Consider the following 19179-nt stretch of genomic DNA (forward strand, 5'->3'; position numbering starts at 1 on the left):
GAGACGGCCGCCTGTCACGGAGCAGGCCATGTCGCTCGCACTTACCTTTCCAGGCCAGGGCAGCCAAGCGGTCGGCATGGGCAAAGCGCTCGCCGACACCTTCGCCCCGGCTCGTGCCGTCTTCGACGAAGTCGATGACGCGCTCTCGCAGCGTCTGTCGCACCTCATCTTCGAGGGGCCGACAGACGAACTGACCCTGACCGCCAATGCTCAGCCGGCGCTGATGGCCGTCAGCTTGGCGGTCTTGCGCGTGCTGCAGGCCGAAGCCGGGATCGACGTCGGCCGCGATGCCGCCTTCGTCGCCGGTCATTCGCTAGGCGAATATTCGGCGCTCGCAGCGGCCGGCAGCCTCTCCGTCGGCGATACCGCGCGCCTCTTGAGGATTCGCGGCGAGGCCATGCAGCGCGCCGTGCCGGTCGGCGTGGGCGCCATGGCCGCACTTCTCGGCCTCGACTATCCGGAAGCCGCGGCCGTCGCCGCCGACGCAGCGCAGGGCGATATCTGCGAGGCGGCCAATGACAACGGTCCGGGCCAGGTCGTGGTCTCCGGCCACAAGGTGGCCGTCGAGCGTGCCCTCACGCTCGCTCAGGAGAGAGGCGCCAAACGCGCCATTCTTCTGCCCGTCTCGGCGCCCTTCCATTGCGCGCTCATGCAACCGGCGGCCGAGGCCATGCGCGCGGCCCTCGCGGGAGTCCGTGTCGCGCCGCCTGCCGTGCCGCTCGTCGTCAATGTCGCAGCCGCGCCGATCACCGACCCGGAGGCGATTCGCGCGAGCCTCGTTGCCCAGGTGACCGGCACGGTTCGCTGGCGCGAAAGCGTTGCCTTCATGGCGGCGGAGGGCGTCGATATGTTCTATGAGGTCGGAGCGGGCAAGGTTCTGAGCGGGCTCGCTAAGCGGATTGCGCCTGGCGCGGGGACGATGGCGATCGGCACGCCCGGCGATATCGCCGCCGTCGTCACCGCCCGCAACGGCTGACGCCCACCAGGAGAAGAGCGATGTTCGATCTCAGCGGCATGAAGGCGGTCGTCACCGGCGCGACCGGAGGAATTGGCGGATCGATCGCCCGTGCGCTCCACGCGCAGGGCGCCGACGTCGTGATCTCCGGCACGCGTGAGGACGCGCTCGCGGCCCTTGCCGCAGAGCTCGGCGATCGGGTGCACATCCACCCGGTCAATCTGAGCGAGGCGCAAGCCGTCGAGGCGCTGGTGCCGGCTGCGGAAGAGAAGCTCGGCGGCCTCGACATTCTCGTCAACAATGCCGGCATCACGCGCGACAATCTCTTCATGCGCATGAAGGATGAGGAGTGGGACGCGGTTTTGACCGTCAATCTCACCGCCACGTTCCGGCTGTCGCGTGCTGCGGTACGCGGCATGATGCGCCGCCGCTTCGGGCGGATCATCAATATCAGCTCGATCGTCGGCGTCACCGGGAATGCCGGGCAGGGCAACTATGCCGCGTCCAAGGCCGGGATCATCGGCATGAGCAAGGCACTTGCGGCAGAGGTCGCGAGCCGCGGCGTGACGGTCAACTGCATCGCACCGGGCTTCATCACCTCGCCCATGACGGATGCGCTGAATGAGAAGCAGAGGGAAGCGATTCTGTCCAATGTGCCGGCCGGGCGTCTGGGCAGCGGTGAGGATTGTGCGGCTGCGACCGTCTATCTCGCCTCCCGAGAGGCGGCATACGTCACCGGCCAGACCCTTCATGTCAATGGCGGAATGGCAATGATTTGAGGACGTTGGGCTAAGTTGCGATAGTCGCTTGCGAAGCCTTTCTGGCTCTCGCCATCCCGAAGCGAGTATGTTAACAAGCCTTTGAAGAGGTCCGGGGCTCGGCGGGGTGCAAGCCGTTGTCATCTGGTGGATTTGCTGCCAGCTGGCCGGCGGTCTTGCTCAGGACCGATTTGTCATGGAACTCATGAGGCGAAACTGGTCGGTGTAGCGCCGGCCGAGGGTCAAGTCTTGAAAATCGCAGGCTTCCTGGCATCAGGGCTTCGCGAGTGGAACGAGGACGAAACGATGAGTGATATCGCCGAGCGCGTAAAAAAGATTGTCGTGGAGCATCTGGGCGTCGACCCCGAGAAGGTGGTCGAAGGTGCTCATTTCATCGACGATCTTGGCGCCGACAGCCTCGACACGGTCGAACTCGTGATGGCCTTCGAGGAAGAGTTCAACGTCGAAATTCCCGACGATGCCGCGGAGACGATCGTCACCGTCGGCGATGCGATTAAATTTCTTGAGAAGAATGCCTCTGCCTGAGGGCCATGGGCTCAGGAGGCAGATCGTCCGGTCCGTGCATCGCGTGGGGCCAGACGTTGGCATCGCGGTGATTGCATGAGACGCGTCGTCGTAACTGGTCTCGGTATGGTATCGCCGCTAGGGAGCGGCGTCGAGGAAAGCTGGAAGCGGATCGTTGACGGGGAAAGCGGTGCGGCCGCCATCGAAGACTTCGACGTCTCCGATATCGCTTGCCGCATCGCCTGTTCGATCAAACGGGGCGATGGGAGCAACGGCTCCTTCAATCCCGATGACTGGATGGATCCGAAGGACCAGCGCAAGGTCGATCCCTTCATCGTTTTTGCCATGGCAGCCGCCAGGCAGGCCCTCGACGATGCCGATTGGCATCCGCAGGCGGATGAGGATCAGTTCGCTTCGGGCGTTCTCATCGGCTCCGGCATCGGCGGCATCGGCGGGATCTATGAAGCCTCGCTCATTCTCTCCGAGAAGGGACCGCGGCGGCTGTCGCCATTCTTTATCCCCGGCCGCCTCATCAATCTCGCATCCGGTTATGTGTCGATCGCGCACGGCCTGAAGGGGCCGAACCACGCGGTCGTCACTGCCTGCTCGACAGGTGCGCATGCGATCGGCGATGCGGCCCGGCTCATCGCGCTGGGCGATGCCGAGGTGATGGTCGCCGGCGGCACCGAATCGCCGCTCAACAGGCTATCGATGGCAGGCTTCGCCGCCTGCCGCGCATTGTCGACCAATTTCAACGATGCGCCGCAGCGCGCTTCGCGTCCCTATGATCGCGACCGGGACGGCTTCGTCATGGGCGAGGGCTCGGGCATCCTCGTGCTCGAGGAGCTGGAGCATGCGCGTGCGCGCGGCGCCCGCATCTATGCAGAGGTCGTGGGCTACGGTCTTTCGGGAGACGCCCACCACATCACTTCGCCTGCCGATGACGGCAACGGCGCCTTTCGCTGCATGCAGATGGCGTTGAAGCGCGCCGGCATGGCGCTCTCGGACGTGGACTACATCAACGCCCACGGCACCTCGACGCCGGTGGGCGACGAAATCGAGCTGCGCGCCGTCGAGCGGCTCGCCGGCAACGCCGCCTCCCAGCTCACCATGTCGTCGACCAAGTCGGCGATCGGCCATCTGCTCGGGGCGGCCGGTGCGGTCGAGGCGATTTTTTCGATCCTCGCCATTCGTGACGGCATGGCGCCGCCGACGCTCAATCTCGACAATCCTTCGGTCGAGACCGAGATCGATCTCGTGGCGCACAAGGCCAAGGCCATGCCCATCGAGGTGGCGCTGTCGAACTCCTTCGGCTTTGGCGGCACGAATGCGTCCTTGATCTTCCGCCGCCTGGACGCCTGACGCGAGCTGCTCGACCTCTCGCGGTTCGACCCATAATCCCTGACTATCATCATTGTCTGGCCCCTAGTCGGTTCGTCCGACTGGGGTTTATCCCGGGCGCGCACGCGATAGCGTTGAATCTGCCGCTATCGGCAGGGTTACCGTTCAATTGACGTATTTGCCGAAAACATAGCAATTTCAGGTTGTTATGGCCACTCGTTCTGCGCGCTTTGCAACGACTATTGCAGTCTATTGATGGTATATCTCTGCCTGTTTCGAGTTCATATCGTTCCGAATCTGTAATAGATGAAAATCGTGCCTCAATATTAACTTACGATTTACTCTAGAATAGAGCATCGGACGATCTCGGCAAGGGGTATGTCGTGGCCGACATCGTTACAGGGGCGAGGAGCCTCATCAGATATCACGGACCGCGGGGCGGCATCGCCGCTTTGGCTTCTGTTCTGCTTCGCAAAATGAGCGGCGCCGGGGAGGGGGCTTTTAGCTTCGCCTCCGCCGCGCTGGCGGAGACGATCAGGCGCGATCGATATGCCCTCGGGGGGATACTGATCGCATCCGTTCTGCTGCAGGTTCTCGCCATCGCCGCGCTGGTGACCGGCGCCATCGTCATCGACCGCGTCACCGCGCAGGCCAATCTGTCGATGCTCGACGTCGTGGTCGTCGTGCTTGCCGCGATCCTCGTGGCGGAGGCCTTGCTCGCAGGCTTGCGCAGCCATTTGGCCAGCCGCGTGGCGAGCCATATGGAGGTTGATCTCGGCAAGCAGCTGTTCGTGCGTCTCACGGCCCTGCCGCTCACTTATTTTCAAGCACGCCCGATCGGCGAGTTCCTTGCACGCTTCGGGGCGATCGAGACGATCGGACGATCGCTGGCGGCGTCAGTGCTGCCGTTGGCCATGGATATGATCTTCGCGGTGCTCGTCCTGCTAGCGCTGACCCTTTATAGCCCGCTTCTATCGCTCGTCGTTGCAGCTGCCATCCCGCTCTATCTCGCACTCCTGGCCCTTCCCGCGCCGCTTCTGGTGCGCCGGCTGCAGGAGCGGTTCACGCGCGGGGTGGAGCGTCAGTCGCGTATCGTGGCGACAGCGGCGACGATCGAATCCATCAAAGCGATGACGATGGAGCGCCTTGTCCACCGCCGCTGGCACGAGGAACTGGCCGGGCATGTCTTTGCCTCCCAGCGCGTCGCGACGCTCGCCAACGGGTCGACCCAGATCGCGCGCGGCCTTCACAAGCTGACGATCCTCGCGGTGCTCTTTCTCGGTGGGCGGATGGTGCTCGCCCAACAGATGACCATCGGTGAACTCGTCGCCGTGACCATGCTGGCCGGCCAGATTCATATGGTGCTGTTGCGTCTGGTCAAGATCTGGCCCGGTCTCCGGGAGGCGCAGATCGCCCTCGCGCGGCTCGGCGAGATCGTTGATGCGCATGCCGAGACGAGCCATCCTCTGGGCCGTGCGGATGCGCCGATCCGTGGGGATATCGCCTTCGAGCGCGTGTGCTTCCGCTATGGGCCGGAGCGCGGTGAAATCCTGACGAATATGAACCTCACCGTTTCCGCGGGAGAGACCGTCGGCATCCTCGGCCCGACCGGTTCCGGCAAGAGCACGCTCACAAAGCTGATGCAACGCTTCTATGTGCCGGAGCACGGCCGCATTTTGGTCGACCGTATGGATCTCAGCCTCATGGATCCGGTTTGGCTGCGCCGGCAGATCGGTGTCGTGCCCCAGGAGGTGACGCTCTTTGGCGGAACCATCCGCGAGAATATTGCCGGGGCCGATCCGACGCTCGGGTTGGACAAGGTTATCGCGGCGGCCAAGGGTGCGGGGGCGCATGATTTCATCGTCAGGCTACCGCAGGGTTATGACACGGTCTTGAGCGATCACGGCTCGTCGCTGTCAGCGGGGCAGCGACAGCGCATCGCCATCGCGCGCGCGCTGGTTACCGAGCCGGCGATTCTCGTGCTCGATGCGGCGACGAGCGCCCTCGACGAGGAGGCGCAAGGAGTGATCCAGGACGCGCTGAAGGCGATGACGGGGCGGACCGTGCTTATCCTTGCGCAGCGACTGTCAGCGCTTCGAGCCGCCGATCGCATCGTGACGATCGACGATGGGCGATTGCTGCCTTTGGCGGCGCAGAGCGCCGGCAGCGATGATGCCGCACGGTCGTCTCGCGGCGACGCAGCTGACGTACCGTAACGACGAACGCGCTGCTCATCCCGGGACGCCGGCAGAGGATGCCGATCGCCCCGGCGGAGATCGCCGCAGCATCGCTGCGGCTGCGAGCCTTAGCGATTTGCGGGGCTTATCATTAGTTGCGCGCGCGCTGCCAAGAACTGCACTCGCTTTAATTTTACACAGGCCGCTGGGCTCGCACCTCCAATGGGAGCCGAGCAGAGCGATCGGCCGGCTCGCGCATTGAGCGCCGCCAGGGAGCAGGCCGAGATGGGAGGATGGCCCGTAGGGCGGGCCGATATGTGGCCGAAGTCCTCCCCTCCATCAGAAGGAGCAGCGGCATGAGCGATCAGGACAACACAGAGTTTGAGAAAGCAGCGCAGTTCGATGATGCTGCTTTCGTCGAACTCGTCACGTCTCTGCAAGGCGTTGTTGCCGATCCCGAGTTGAAGAGCCTGCTCGATCATCTCGTCACGGTCGCCGAACAACCGGCCGCCCCTGCGGATGAAGCGCCGGCGCCGCTCAACATTGCTGGGACGGGTGAAAGGTATGCTGGCGCGATCTTGGCCTGGATGAAGGCAAATGCCATCAAGGAACGCGACAGCATCGATCAGAACCTGACGAATCTCGGCGGCGGTCTCACGCTCGCGAACCAGGCCCCCGTTATCGCCGAGCCTGTTCTGACGAATGCCGATGCAGCCAAGGATGCGGCCGCTTACAAGGCCTATTATGCCCAGGTCGAAGCCGAGCTGAACAAGGCCTTCAAATTCGATCTCGCCACCAGCAGCGACCCTAAGGCGATTGCTTGGCGCGACCTGCGGCAGCAATTGGCCGATCAGAGCAGCGAAGAAGCGCTCACGAAACGTTATGCCAACGGCGCTGCCGCCAGTGCGAGCCTCGTCGGCGACAGCCTGGCGGGCAAGATTCGCGATGTCTTCATGCAAAAGACCGGTTTGACATCCCGAATCAATGTGCTTGACAGTCAGTTGGACAGGGCGACCACGCTTCTGCGGCTGACCGGCAGCATGCGTAGCGCCAGTACATTGATGCGTCTGGTAGGCGTGCTCAACTCGTCCGAAGCGACCGAGGCCGACAAGTTCCGCGCCGTTGCCGAAATCGCGCACAACGGGGCATCGCTGGGGCAGGCGGTTCTGGGTATGGCCATCGACGCCTGGCCGAAAGCCCTCGATCAGGTCGGGCCGGGCTTAACCGGAACTCCGCTGACCCCCAGCGCAAGTGCGGGGCTCGCCGCGGCGCAAAAGACGCAGGAGATGTTGAAGGCGTCGCTGGCCAAACTGACGGACGCCTTCAAAACCCAAAGCCCCGTGCAGGAGCTCTTCAAGCCGATCTCCATCCGCAATACGGCGGTTACGGCGGCGGATCTCGCAAAGCTCGACGCTCTCGGCCAAGCGAATGCGTCGGCAAGAGAGCGCGCCAGCGGCCGCACTAAAGCCCTCGGAAAGGCAGCCATCGGCACCCTTGCGAGTATCCTGACCGTGGGCAGCGATGTCGCCAAGCTTACCCAATCGCAGGGTTGGGCCGATGTGGGCCGAACAGTCACCGACTTGTTCGGAAACGCGACACTATTCGCGAGCGATGCGCTCAAAGTCGTCGGCAATGGTGCCAAGGCAGCGCAAATCGTCACCTGGCTCGGAGTGGCCGGCGCGGCATCCAACACCGTGGCCGCCGGTTTCAGCCTCGTCGAGAGCGCACTCGAACTCGCCGAGAATCCGGCATCCGAACAGGCCAAGTGGAATGTCGTCAATGCCGCCGTGCAAGTCGCCGGCGGCATCTTTGCGGCCACGATGGCGGTCGTCTGCCCGCCCGCAGCGCTCGTCACGCTTCTCATTCCCAACTTCAGCACGGTCGGTCAGGCGATCGAATATGTGAAACTCATGGAGGACTATGAGAGGCGCGGGTTGATGCACGAATATGCCGTTCTGAACGAACTGCATACGGAGGCTGCCCTGGATGCCTCGCCGGTCGCGAATTGGTTCGGTGCCGTCTATTCCCCGGCCATCGAAGGGGCCATGCGTGACAAGATGACGACGCAGTGGTTTTGGGACGCCTACCAGGAACGGATCAATAATATTTTCGGTGGCCAGTTTACTGATGAAGAGAAGGCGCGCAGCGGCGGTCTGGAGCAACTTCGCGCGAGCACCGGCGCCGTGGAACTGATCGATATCATCTATGACAAAGAGGAATTTTCCTGGCTCGGCAGAGATAAAAAGCTCTTCGGCACGGCCATGACCACCTATACAGCGGATGGTCGGGATGCGCACTTTGATAAGATCTGGCGTGGCAATGTCATGATCGCCGAGCGCAACGGCGCGACCAAGGACGGCCAGATCGATCGTACCGTGCTGCTGCAGAGAAACTTCGAGAGTGACGAGGTTCTGCCGGCCGAACAGCCCATTGGGGAGGAGCTGAGGACGCGCGAAGTGGAGGACTCGTCCTTCGCCGTCGACGGCTGGACCGTGACGCAAATGCGAACGGAAACATATCTGCAGCCGGTCAATGCGCCCGTGGCTAAGGGTATGTCGGTCGAGCTCAAGCTCGACGGCGATAATCTGGTGATCCTGCAGGCCTCCGATACCGTGGTTCACGCGAGCGGCGAAAGCAACGACACCTACAAGGTGCTCGATGGGGTGAACTACGCCATCGGCGACGATTCCGGCGATGCCGATCGCGTGATCTTCGATGCGAGCGCCGACGGCCAGACGTTCAAGCTCCAGGGGACCGGCATCGAAGCCTATTACGGTTCGTCGTTCGACGACACGGTGATCGGCTCCGAGGGCGACGACATCTTCGACAGCGGCGCCACGCTTTACGAGGGTGGTGGAGGCGACGACACCATTACGCTCAACGGCGGTGACGACCTCGCAACAGTCAGCGGCCCTGCCGCCGTGGTCAGTCTAGGTGCAGGCAACGATGCCGCCTATCTTTATGCCCTCGGGGCAACAGTCGATGGCGGAGATGACGCCGATGCCGTTTATCTCGCCGATGCGGTCACGCAGGCAGTGACTGGTGGCACCCGCATCGGCGATGACGGCAAAGTGGTGATCGAGGTCGCCGAGCAGCAACCGTCGGACGGCACGACCCCGTCGACCAGCCGAATGACCGGCATCGAGAGCCTGACGCTGACTCGGCAGGACGACATCTTCGACATCGCAGCGGTTGCGCAAGGCACCGGCCCGGCGGCAGAAGGGCTTGGCCTCCTTGATACTGGCGACGGCAACGACTCGGTGCGGTCACTCGCGGGCGATATCGCCATTCTCACCGGCAACGGGAACGACAGCGTCATCATCGGTAGCGAGGAGCTCGGTGGCGCTGCGATCGAGAATGTGTATGTGGAGGTCGAAGCCGGCAACGACCTGGTCACGGTGGAGGGTAATGTCGCGGCCAATATCGTGCTGAACGGCGACGATCGCATCGCGGCGGCCGGGCAGGTGGACGGCAGCCTCAATGTCCAGGTGGGCAGCGGCAATGCCTGTGTCGAGATCGGCACGGCCGATACCAGTCTCCATTTCGACAAAGAGGACTGCGGCACGCTGACCGTTATAGATGGGCAGGGGCGTGCGGCGGTCCTGGACGAGGTGGTCTTCGACTTCCAGGACTGGTCTGCCGGCGAGCTCGCCGTTGGCATGGCCTATGACGCGTTCGGTGACGCCTGCTATTCGATCGCGACAAGCGGCGGTGAGTTCCAAGTCGACTTTTCATCCGACGATCCGTCGCGCACATGGATCGAGGCCGGGGACGAAGCCTATTCGATGAGCGCGGCCGTCGCCCAGCTCACCCAGGCCATGGCGATACCCGGCACCGCGACGGCGAGCTTGACCCTCGCGTCCTTGGCCGCGGACGCTCACCAGCATATCGAGCGTCCGACATCGACGCCGCTTGCAAGCCTTTCGGTCTGACGGGGGCGGCGTGGGCGCACCCGCATCAGCGGGAAGGCACCTGCGTCTTAAGCAAGAATGCAAATTGTGCGGGACGATGCGCGAATGGCGCTTGAACCGGCAGGGCTCCTCCTATCGTATGAGGCACCTGCTTTATGGTTCGAGGAACACATGCGTTTCAGCAGACTGGCACTGGTGATGGCGCTCGGCGTCGCCACAGTGGGATGCACAACGACAGGGCCCCATCGGGGGGGCTACGGCGGCCCCGGTACTCCGGACTACATCGACGATCAGCTCGACGATGCGGCGTCGCCGCTGCCGCCCGACGACCGCTACGGTGATGACCAGCTCGTTCCAGGGATCGGCGGTCCCGAGGGTGCCGAATAGGCGCGGCTCTAGGGCTTCGAAACGGGACAGCCAAGCTTTCCCTTAGACCTCGGTGATCAACCCAGCGAGGATGCCTTGGCAACGCCCGCACGAAGGTGTGGGGCGCCAGGCGTTGTTTCCATCAACTGGCGTGCGGCAATCGCTTCTTGAACGGCGCGAACGAGTGCCGCAAGCGCCTCGTTGTCACCAGCTTGAGGCGCCGGCTTTTGGTCTGACGGATCGATCGTGTGGCCGTTCACGGGAGACGCGCTCCCCGCCTCTTGCGAAACCTGCGCGGGCACAGCATCGGGGATTGGTTCGGTGAGTTCGACGGTGCCCCAACTGCGGAGCAGCTCCAGAGACCGCCGACGAATGGCCTCTTGCCGCTCCGGCGACATGGCCGCGATCGCTTGACGTAACAGATCATCGCCCATCGCAACCGACTCCCGCACAGAAGGACGCTGATGGTAGGCTGTACGGTGATCAGTGAAAGCGCAATACCGGCATTTGTCCACCGCAATTTGCCGGCTGACTTCTGATCTCGGGCGTGAGCCGTTATCTGAAATAGATTCAGGGAACGCGCCGTAAGGCGCCCATCCAGGGCGGAAAGGTCGAATTCGCCGCTTGTCCGGCGCCTGCCCTGGCCCTCAGGCGGATGCGAGGGCGCGCCAGGCTTTCACGAATTCCACTGCTTTGGCGCGAACATCCTGCGCAGCCGATCCTGGCTTGTAGAGCGCCGACCCCAGGCCAAATCCGGCCGCGCCGGCTGCGAGGAACGGCTCCATGGTCGTCGGCGTGATGCCGCCGACCGGAACGAGCCGCACGTCCTTGGGAAGAATGGCGCGCATCGCCTTGATAATCGGCGGCCCGATGAGCTCTGCGGGAAAGATCTTCAGCGCTGCGGCGCCGGCCGCCAGGGCGGCGAAGGCTTCCGTCGGGGTGGCGATCCCGGGCGTGCAGATCATTCCGGCTGCGACCGCGGCGCGAATGATCTCGACGTCGCCATGAGGCATGACGACGAGATCTGCGCCGATGTCGGCCAGCTGCCGGACATCGTCGATGCGCGTGACCGTGCCAGCCCCCACCAGCACGTCGGTCGGCAGGAGGTCGCGAATGATGCGAATGCTCTCGAAGGGCTCGGGCGAATTCAGCGGCACCTCGATCAGCCGGAAGCCGGCCTCGTAGAGCGCAGTGGCGACGCCGGGTGCTTCCCGCGGCGTGAGGCCGCGCAGGATGGCAATGAGGGGAAGGGCGCTGAAGGCCTCGTCGAAACGCGCTGCGCGGCTCGTCCCGGTCATGGCGTTACTCTCCTCGAGCCGTTGTCATCGGGTGTAACGAGCCCGGCGGCAACGGCGAAATGGAACAGACCCCTCGGCGCCGTGTTGCCGAGGAGCGCCGCAGGGGCGACGTCGAACAGCTTCAAGCCCTTTACATAGCGCTGACTGAGCGCGACGTCGCCGATGAGAACGATCGGCGGCCTATCCTGACCGGCCGCAGCGAGCCGCCCGAGGCCGGATGTCAGTTCCTGCCCGATCAGGAGCCCGGAGAGATAATCCCTGAGCGCGGAGGCCGGCAACCGGTGCGTGAGGCCGAGGGTGCGGGCGGCAAAGAGCTGGTGAAGAAGATCCCCGGGGCCGCTTTGTCGGGCGGCCTCGACGCCGGCCGCGAAGGCTGCATCGCCGGCCGCCGCATCAAGCGCCTCATCGGTCATCAGCCGGCCGAGAATGGAGTGGCGCGTCATCACGGCGAAGACTTCGCCGGTCATATAGGTGTCGAAGCGTGTGATGCGGCTCTTGTCGACCTCGACCCATTTCGAATGGGTGCCGGGCATCACGACGCAGGCCCGCCCGGCAAGCGCCGGGTTGTCGGCAAGGGCTCCGGCGATCTGGATTTCCTCGCCGCGCATAACGTCCGGCGGTGCGTCGGCCGGGTCGAAGATCACGCCCGGCGCGATTTGGATGACGCGGCCGTCCCCGGCCGTCACGCGTCCGGCCTGGCGCGCGAGCTGCGACACGTCGGCCGGGCAGGGCACATAAGGTGCCTCGATCCAGCCCTGCGCGCTACCCACCATGCCGCCGGCCACGACGGGAAGGCCGGGCCATTCCTCCAGCCAGGCGGCGCAAAGTTCGGCAAAAGCTTGTTCGAAACCCGCCACGCCGGGCGCCGGCAGGCTTTGGATTCCGTGGCTGCTGGCACGCTGATCGACGACTTCCGCCTTGCCGTCGATGAGAAAGGCCCGCAGGCTCGAAGTGCCCCAGTCGAGCGCCAGGAGGACGGGCGGCCCGGCGGCGGTGGGAACGGCCGACATGGGACCACTGCTCCCTTGCACGGTGCTGCCGCTCATCCTGTTCACCCCGTCCTCTGACCGCGGTCGATAGCGCGACCTGGATTGCTCTTAGGGGAGCGATCGCGGCCATGTCAAACGCGGCCCCGCCCATGGAGACTCTCACTGGTTATGCGGCCGGAGCCGGTTCACAGGGCCATTCTTTCCTGCATGTTCTTTTTTTGTTCTCATATCCTTCGCGACGCGTTATGGTGCTACTCCGCGCATGTGGACAGAGTCGAGAGTATGAACGTGGACGAGATCGTTGCGGCCTATCTCAAGGCGGAAGGGGACGCGCTTGCCGCGCTCAATGCGGCCATACGCGATGCATTGGCCGATCTCACCGAGAAGGAGCAGCGCCTCGCGAAGGCGGACCGGCTGATTTCACGGGGCTATGTGCGCGGCCGCATGGATGCCGCGCTAGCCCGGTCGGCCGATCCCGATCGCTCCGAGCGGGATAGCCCTGCCCGCGTCGAGAATGACTGCGACATATGACGGTGGTGGCTTTTCATCCGGATTGGGAACCGGCCGCTCTCCAGGTGGCTCGTCAGGCTCAGGTTCCTCCACCGGCGGCGGTGGCGGCTTCGTGGGATCCGTAGGGTCAGCCGGCTGTGGCGGTCGCGGATCAGGGCTCGGCGAGTTCGGCGGCGGCTGTTGCAGAGACAGCATCGACGTCTTCATGGATCTGGCGGCTTTCATGGGCGTGAGCAGCAGCATCGAATCACGCATCGCCCGGGCTCTTTGAGCCTTCCTCGACGCGGACGAGAAGACCCGTCGTTTCGACCCAAGCGCGAAAGGCATCCTCAGCCTCGGCTTTTTCATCCGGTAGACGCGCCCTCTGCAGGCGATAGATCGTGCCGTCCCTGTTGGCCGCGTGGCCGACCGGATGGGCATTGATGAAGGCGAGCGCTTCTTCGAGCGTCGTTATGAGACGTTCGTTCTCTCCGTCGCGCAGCACAAGGCGCGGCTCGATGGGGGTATCGGCTGCAGCTGTCATGACGGGCGAACGGCTGCCGTGACCGGAAGTTCCCTGGCGGCGCCATATCGGAGGGCGCTGGATCTGTGCCTACCCCGACCTATGTCTTGTCAGATACGGAAACGGATGAGCCGGACAGCGGGCGAGTGGCGAATATGAATCGACGCATGTGGACGGTCACGATTGTCTTGGTCGCTATCGTGGTGCTGGGCACCCTGGCCTTCATGTATCTGGGCCATTTCGGAGCGAGTCCGCCGGCCAATGCACCGACGCCGCCTGGGTCCTGAGCCTATCCGCGCCGGGACCAAGCTGAAGCCGGCCAACGGCGGCGGCAATGGAGGCCTCGCCTGGATTTGAACCAGGGTGACAGGATTTGCACTCCTGCGCGTAACACTCCGCCACGAGGCCGGCCAAACAGCGCTATCATCAACACAGTTTTGCCGCAATCAGAAATCGTCTGTGCTTCGGTCCCGACGACCGCCAGTTGCGGGTCCCGACAGCTGCTGGCGAGGACGCCATCGGGAACCGGTGTTGGATGCTCATCGGCGCCATGCGGAGAGCACCACATCGGTCGTCACCACCTCCACCTGCTGGCTATAGCGGTTGCGGTAAACGGTCATGAGCGCGTCGTGCGTCTCGTCGGACGACGAGCAGAGCGCATCCGTCGCGATGAGGACGCGATAGCCGAGGTCGACCGCTCCGAGCACCGTCGCCAGCACGCAGACATCGGTCTCACCCCCGGTGACGATGAGCGTGTCGACGCCGTGCTGCCGCAGGCGCCCGTGCAGGGATGTGCCGAACCAGGGGGAATAGGCCGGCTTGTCCAGAACCTTTGCCGGAGGCACGAAGCGGGCGAGATCCGGGACGAGATCGATCATCTCGGAGCCGAGCCGCTCGATCGTCATATCCGCCCAGCGTTCGTAGTATCTTTTCCAGGTTCCTTGACCCTGGCCCGGGCGTTCGGCGGGGATGAAGCGCGTGAAGATCGTCCGGTCGGGGCGGGCAGCGACGATCTCATGAATGTTCGGCAGGACGCGTGGCATCCATGGGGTGCGCCAGGGCGTGTCCTCCGCAAAGAGGCGTTGCATGTCTACGCAGATGTGAATGCAGCCTGGTCCGAGCGGTCCGAAATTCAGATCGGTGTCTTTTGCCATCATGCCCTCCCGCACGGAAATCGCGGGCAAGCTGGACCGTTCCATCAACCCCTGAGGAAATGAAAACGGAGTTGAGCATCGACAGCGCTTGAAGGCGGTGGACGGGTGGTGCTCATGGGGCTGAGCTCCATGAGTTCTGTTCGGTCGACTTTCAATGATCGTGCCGGCGTCCTGCGGCGCTACGGTCCTGCCGGTGAAGGCATTGGCCTGGTCGTTCACCGGGCGGCATGCTGCCGAACGGATGTCGACCGTCCATTATTGGCGGATATCGCGACTTTCAAAGTCGAGCTCGACCACGTGGAGAGACACGTTGCCGTCGGTCGCCATCCGCCGGATGCAGGCGCTGACGAGCCTGAGCAATTTCGTGGAGGCAGTGTCTGAAACCGGCGCTGCGGCCCAGCCGTGAAGCAGCCCGTGGAGGTCCCGAAGCCGCTCATCATTGAGGATGACACGCGCTCTGTATCGCGGCTCCGGTGCGCGCATGGTCCCCGGTTGAGGCTGTCGGAGGTCCGTCGGCCTCTCTCCAGGCCCTTGACCTTGGCGAGGTTGCAGCCTGCCCAGAATGAAGCCAAGGGTGCTCGGCCAGGGCGGGAAGATGTCGGATCTGAACTGGCGATCGCCCCCCATGCGTCGGCTCCGGCATCAACGTCGCGCGAATCCGCTCCCAGCTTGTACGGTCCAGTCGCGCGCCTCGCCGCGGGGCCATGGCGCGCCCGAGACGAGAGAGGGTGATGCGCCCGATGGGGGGCAGCTGGGGTCAACATCGCGTCCGGGGGGACGCAAGAGGCTCGGGCGCATCGGTAGGCTAACGAATGAGCGGCGTGTTTATTCCCTGGCCAGCTGTGCGCGTCATGAAAGCGGCGGAGGCCCGACGGTCCCGAGCGCATAAGCGAGAAAGTCGACCAGAAACGACCTTCTCCTAAGATGCTGAGTTTTGGGGAGTTTTAGTCGGAGCGGAAGGTGGTGCGCCACCCGAATGGCAAGCCGGCGTGGTTCCTGGACCGTTTCGTCTATGACGAGATCGTCGGCGGCGGGTAGGGCGAGAGGGGCGTGACGGTCGACGGCTTTAGCCAAACCCGGCGGCGGCCCTGTCCCGGCACCTATGAGCGGACCTATTTCGACCCGGTGCCGGCGCTCGTCGATGGATCGAATACGAGGTCCGGCATGCGGCCCGCTTCCTGCTTTGGCGGTCGTAGATCTCATCTCATTCGCTTGCGACCAATAAAATGGTCTGCAATTCCATTCACTACTGCGAATAATGGTTCCGCCGTTGCTCGATCGTCCTTCAAATTCGAGCTGGATCTACAGTGTCGTTTCCGATGACGCGAACGGCATCAAGCGCCTTCTGTATTTCTGTGGAATCCGTTTTTAACCAAGTCGACAGATGGCGAACCAAACCGTCCTTGCATGACTCCCCCTATTGCTCAGACAGTAGACCGTGGTCCCGAAGAGCAGGACGATATTGGGGCTCGGATACTGGAGATCCAATCGTGTTGTATTTAGTTGTCCGCCCGTGATCCCCGCCATGCGCCAATCACCACCTCATCCACCCCGTCGCGCGCTCGTCGGATGGGTGCTGTTCGACTGGGCTTGTCAGCCTTTCTTCACTCTGGTCGCCACATTCGTATTCGCCCCTTACTTCGTGACAGTGCTGGCACCGAACCCGATCGAGGGCCAGGCGCTGTGGGGTTATGCCACGGCCGCCGCCGGGCTGGCGCTCGCGCTTATCTCGCCAGTACTCGGCAGCCTCGCCGATGCGAGCGGACCAAAGAAGCCGTGGATCGCCGGTTGTGGTGTCGTGCTGATCACGGCAACCGCCGCGCTTTGGTACGTCGAGACCGGCGGCGTTATGCTCGCGCTCGTTGCCTTTGCCGTCGCTACCGTGGCGATAGAGGTCGCGATCGTATTCAATAACGCGATGATGCCGCATCTGGTCCCGCCGGAGCGCCTCGGGCGTCTCTCGGGCACTGGCTGGGCCGCCGGCTATGCGGGCGGGCTCGTCTCGCTCGCCATCGTCCTCGGCCTGCTCGCGGCGGTCCCCGAGACAGGCCGCACCTTATTCGGCGTCGAGCCACTGTTCGGTCTCGATCCAGGGCGCCGGGAGGGGGACCGCATCACCGGGCCGCTCGTCGCCGTCTGGTTCGCCATCTTCGTCCTGCCCCTGTTCCTGTTTACGCCGGATGCACCGCGTACGGGCAAGCGGCTCGCCAAGGTCATACGCCACGCTCTGGCACAGCTTGCTGAAACGGTTGCGGAGGCGCGCCGTGACAGCACGGTGGTGCGCTTCCTCCTCGCCCATATGCTCTATCAGAACGGGCTCGTAGTGCTGTTCTCCCTGGGCGGCGTTTATGGCGCGGGACTTTTCGGCTGGAGCTCCGCGGAGGTCGGTGTGTTCGGTGTCCTGACGACGGTGGCTGGCATGATCGGCGCGCTCGTCGGCGGCCGGCTCGACGATCGCTTTGGCGCCAAACCCGTCATCCTGGGCGCACTGATAGTGCTCGTTGTCTTCTGCCTTGGCGTACTATCGCTCAGACGCGACCATATCCTGTTCGTGATTGCGGCCACGCCGCCGCTGCCGGGAGACGGGCTCTACGGCAGCTTGCCGGAGAAGCTGTTCGTAGCCTGCGGCTTGATCATCGGGGCTGTCGCCGGGCCATTGCAGGCCTCATCGCGCAGCCTGCTGGCGCGTCTGGTGCCGGCCGAGGCGGCCGGGTGCTATTTCGGCCTTCTGGCGTTCTCGGGCAACCTGACGTCGTTTCTCCCATCCCTCCTCGTCGCACTCGCAACCGAGGCGACCGGTATGCGGGGCGCCGGGCTCGTCGCCCTCATCGCCTTCTTCAGCGTCGGTGCCATGCTGCTGAGCCGTGTCAGGCGAGCGTGAGGACACCAACGGGGGCGAGCTCCGGTTCGGGTACTTCGTTCGCCGAGGCAGAGGCAGCATGACCGCCGTGGCAAGCGCAGCATTATGATCCGGCAGAGGTCGCTGAAGCGCCTTCGCTTCATCCCAAGGCGCCCGCATCCAGGCCTCGCACTGTTCCTCGGTCGAAGCGCCGGGGTTTTTGTGCCTGCGCATGCGAATAGAGCGCGAGCAAATTTGTGGGGAATTTGTGGGGCTCTCGGCGACATTCCGTGCGATTACGTGCCATTCTGCGAACTAAACGAGAACGGCCCCGCAGGGGCGCCGATCCAAATTTCGCTTTATTTTCAAAGGGCTTGATGGTCGGAGCGACTGGATTCGAACCAGCGACCCCTAGTCCCCCAGACTAGTGCGCTAACCGGGCTGCGCTACGCTCCGACGCCCTATGGGCGTTGATGACGTAGGGTTTTTTCGGTCCGAGCGCAAGCCGGAAATCCCGCGTCCACAGAACATACTGGCAGGGAATGCGGCCTGTTCGAAGGGTGGCGCGTGATACTCGAGCGAAAGGCTCACGGTAGCCACGCGGCTATGTGGTGTGGACTGGCCCTCTCGACCAGTTCATCCATCATCACCTCAAACGCGGGTTTTGGCGAGGCCGCTGTGGCCACGGCGACGGCGGCTCACTGCAGGGAAGCGTCATCACTCCAGATGCTTTCTGTAAGGAAGGCCTCGGCGATCGCGCGCTCTAGCGCTGCGTCCCCAACTGCTGCGGCGAGAAGTGCGTTGCGGAAGTCCGTCAAGGCGCTCACATCCTCGACACCCCGCTCCAAGGCGAGGGCTCTGACCGATGCAATCGCTAGACGACGGATGGCCTGATACGACAGACCATCGTCGATGTTCGCGGAGGCACACGGCGCCTTGACGCTACGCTCGATCCCCATTGTCAATTCCCCGTCCCCCGGGATGCGGCATGTACTGCTATACGGAACTCTAAGGGCGGCTACCCTCCGTCGGTGAGGCAGAGTGGCCCCGGCAATGCCAATCCCGGGCGAATTTGGCCCGGCCGGGGGTCTGCTGACCCAAGAACGCATTCAAATTCAGTCTGATCACAGCCTCCTCCGCTAAGGCGGTTTCACTGGCGGCGCTGTCATGACCATTTTTGATTCCGGAGATCATGCCCCCGGCGAGGCATCTGCCGGACCGAAATGTTCAGTGCAAGCGTACAGCTCTCGCGTCTGCCGGGTGGTGTCCTCGACGGCTACGGCCCCATGGCGCGTCAGTTCTCGGGAACGTATGGGCTCGATATGACAGCAGCGAGGCGGTGAACGTAGCGTCGTCCCGCAGCCCTACCAGTCCCGGCGCTTGCATTTCACCTTTTCCTTGTAGCCGCCTCGATCCCATTTCCGTTCAATCTTGCACCCGCCTCGGCGGTATTTCTCGCGGTAGGCGCGGCGCTCGTAGCGCGGGTCATAGTAATGGCGGCGCGGGCGCCAATCGTCGTAATGGCGCTCATAATGGCGATAGCCCCGGCCATGGCCGCTTTCGTCCTTCCAAGGATCAGCGGACGCACTGCCGGCCAGGCCCATGGCCAGGCCCATGGCCAGGACGGCCAAACTTCCAAGCAGCGTGGCTCTTCGCATCGGAGTGGTCCCTGCTTCGTGACGCCGATCGGCACACCACCGCTGCCGTGATGTTGCAGCACGCACGCTGAGCGCCGCGGTGGCCTGCTACGGGCGGTGATGCGCCTGATCGGGTCAAGCTGGGGGCAGCATCGCGTCCGGGGGGAACGCAGCACGTTCAGGCGCATCACCGCTATAGAAACGGACCAGCCGCGGA

16 protein-coding genes and 2 tRNA genes are annotated in these 19179 nt (G+C 63.8%); 9 read left to right on the top strand and 9 right to left on the bottom strand.

The genetic code is table 11. The features are described 5' to 3' along the window. The first annotated feature begins 28 nt into the window (after positions 1-28). From fabD to ACFQU1_RS23770, 7 genes are all read left to right on the top strand, one after another. The gene (gene fabD, locus ACFQU1_RS23740; protein ID WP_378137437.1) at positions 29-976 is read left to right on the top strand and encodes an ACP S-malonyltransferase; all 948 of its coding nucleotides are present in this window, start codon (positions 29-31) and stop codon (positions 974-976) included. A 20-nt stretch (positions 977-996) separates the two neighbouring features. Continuing rightward, positions 997-1734, top strand: coding sequence for a 3-oxoacyl-[acyl-carrier-protein] reductase (fabG, locus tag ACFQU1_RS23745; protein ID WP_378137439.1), 738 nt, complete (start codon positions 997-999; stop codon positions 1732-1734). Between the two features lie 285 nt (positions 1735-2019). Next, complete coding sequence (locus tag ACFQU1_RS23750; protein ID WP_378138337.1) at positions 2020-2259, top strand: acyl carrier protein; 240 nt, start codon at positions 2020-2022, stop codon at positions 2257-2259. Positions 2260-2334: 75 nt separating this feature from the next. Then, a complete protein-coding gene (fabF, locus tag ACFQU1_RS23755; protein WP_378137441.1) occupies positions 2335-3600 on the top strand; it encodes a beta-ketoacyl-ACP synthase II in 1266 nt (421 codons plus the stop codon). 362 nt (positions 3601-3962) lie between these two features. Next, positions 3963-5795, top strand: coding sequence for a peptidase domain-containing ABC transporter (locus ACFQU1_RS23760; RefSeq protein ID WP_378137443.1), 1833 nt, complete (start codon positions 3963-3965; stop codon positions 5793-5795). 317 nt (positions 5796-6112) lie between these two features. Continuing rightward, positions 6113-9688: a hypothetical protein gene (locus tag ACFQU1_RS23765; RefSeq protein ID WP_378137445.1), complete on the top strand. Its 3576-nt coding sequence runs from the start codon at positions 6113-6115 to the stop codon at positions 9686-9688. A 150-nt stretch (positions 9689-9838) separates the two neighbouring features. Further along, entirely contained in the window at positions 9839-10054 is a 216-nt protein-coding gene (locus ACFQU1_RS23770; protein WP_378137447.1) for a hypothetical protein, read from the top strand. A gap of 56 nt (positions 10055-10110) precedes the next feature. Here the strand turns inward: ACFQU1_RS23770 and ACFQU1_RS23775 are convergent, their stop codons facing one another. The 3 genes from ACFQU1_RS23775 to ACFQU1_RS23785 all read right to left on the bottom strand — a co-directional run bounded on the left by ACFQU1_RS23775 (position 10111) and on the right by ACFQU1_RS23785 (position 12341). Continuing rightward, the gene (locus ACFQU1_RS23775) at positions 10111-10467 is read right to left on the bottom strand and encodes a hypothetical protein (RefSeq protein ID WP_378137449.1); all 357 of its coding nucleotides are present in this window, start codon (positions 10465-10467) and stop codon (positions 10111-10113) included. 213 nt (positions 10468-10680) lie between these two features. Further along, positions 10681-11331 (bottom strand): 2-dehydro-3-deoxy-6-phosphogalactonate aldolase, encoded by a 651-nt coding sequence (locus ACFQU1_RS23780; RefSeq protein WP_378137451.1) that lies wholly within the window; start codon positions 11329-11331, stop codon positions 10681-10683. Continuing rightward, positions 11328-12341: a 2-dehydro-3-deoxygalactonokinase gene (locus ACFQU1_RS23785; RefSeq protein WP_378137453.1), complete on the bottom strand. Its 1014-nt coding sequence runs from the start codon at positions 12339-12341 to the stop codon at positions 11328-11330. The genes ACFQU1_RS23780 and ACFQU1_RS23785 overlap by 4 nt, the downstream gene beginning before the upstream one ends. 267 nt (positions 12342-12608) lie before the next feature. Here ACFQU1_RS23785 and ACFQU1_RS23790 point away from each other — a divergent pair, with 267 nt between their 5' ends. Further along, on the top strand, positions 12609-12851 hold the full coding sequence (locus tag ACFQU1_RS23790; RefSeq protein ID WP_378137455.1) for a hypothetical protein: 243 nt from the start codon (positions 12609-12611) through the stop codon (positions 12849-12851). 226 nt (positions 12852-13077) lie between these two features. On the opposite strand, the gene ACFQU1_RS23795 is transcribed toward ACFQU1_RS23790, so the two are convergent. From ACFQU1_RS23795 to ACFQU1_RS23805, 3 genes are all read right to left on the bottom strand, one after another. Further along, positions 13078-13353 carry a hypothetical protein gene (locus ACFQU1_RS23795; RefSeq protein WP_378137457.1) on the bottom strand — a complete coding sequence of 92 codons (276 nt, stop codon included), beginning with the start codon at positions 13351-13353 and terminating at the stop codon, positions 13078-13080. Positions 13354-13667: 314 nt separating this feature from the next. Continuing rightward, positions 13668-13740: transfer RNA gene (locus ACFQU1_RS23800), tRNA-Cys, on the bottom strand. A 131-nt stretch (positions 13741-13871) separates the two neighbouring features. Next, complete coding sequence (locus tag ACFQU1_RS23805; protein ID WP_378137458.1) at positions 13872-14486, bottom strand: cysteine hydrolase family protein; 615 nt, start codon at positions 14484-14486, stop codon at positions 13872-13874. A gap of 1525 nt (positions 14487-16011) precedes the next feature. On the opposite strand from ACFQU1_RS23805, the gene ACFQU1_RS23810 reads away from it, so the two are divergent. Further along, positions 16012-17367, top strand: a complete 1356-nt coding sequence (locus ACFQU1_RS23810; RefSeq protein WP_378137461.1) for an MFS transporter — start codon at positions 16012-16014, stop codon at positions 17365-17367. Positions 17368-17703: 336 nt separating this feature from the next. Here the strand turns inward: ACFQU1_RS23810 and ACFQU1_RS23815 are convergent. From ACFQU1_RS23815 to ACFQU1_RS23825, 3 genes are all read right to left on the bottom strand, one after another. Continuing rightward, positions 17704-17781: transfer RNA gene (locus ACFQU1_RS23815), tRNA-Pro, on the bottom strand. A 242-nt stretch (positions 17782-18023) separates the two neighbouring features. After that, positions 18024-18284 carry a hypothetical protein gene (locus ACFQU1_RS23820; RefSeq protein ID WP_378137463.1) on the bottom strand — a complete coding sequence of 87 codons (261 nt, stop codon included), beginning with the start codon at positions 18282-18284 and terminating at the stop codon, positions 18024-18026. A 405-nt stretch (positions 18285-18689) separates the two neighbouring features. Further along, positions 18690-18983, bottom strand: a complete 294-nt coding sequence (locus ACFQU1_RS23825; RefSeq protein ID WP_378137465.1) for a hypothetical protein — start codon at positions 18981-18983, stop codon at positions 18690-18692. Positions 18984-19179 lie beyond the last annotated feature (196 nt).

Source organism: Chelatococcus sp. GCM10030263 (assembly GCF_042666455.1).
GTDB lineage: Bacteria > Pseudomonadota > Alphaproteobacteria > Rhizobiales > Beijerinckiaceae > Chelatococcus.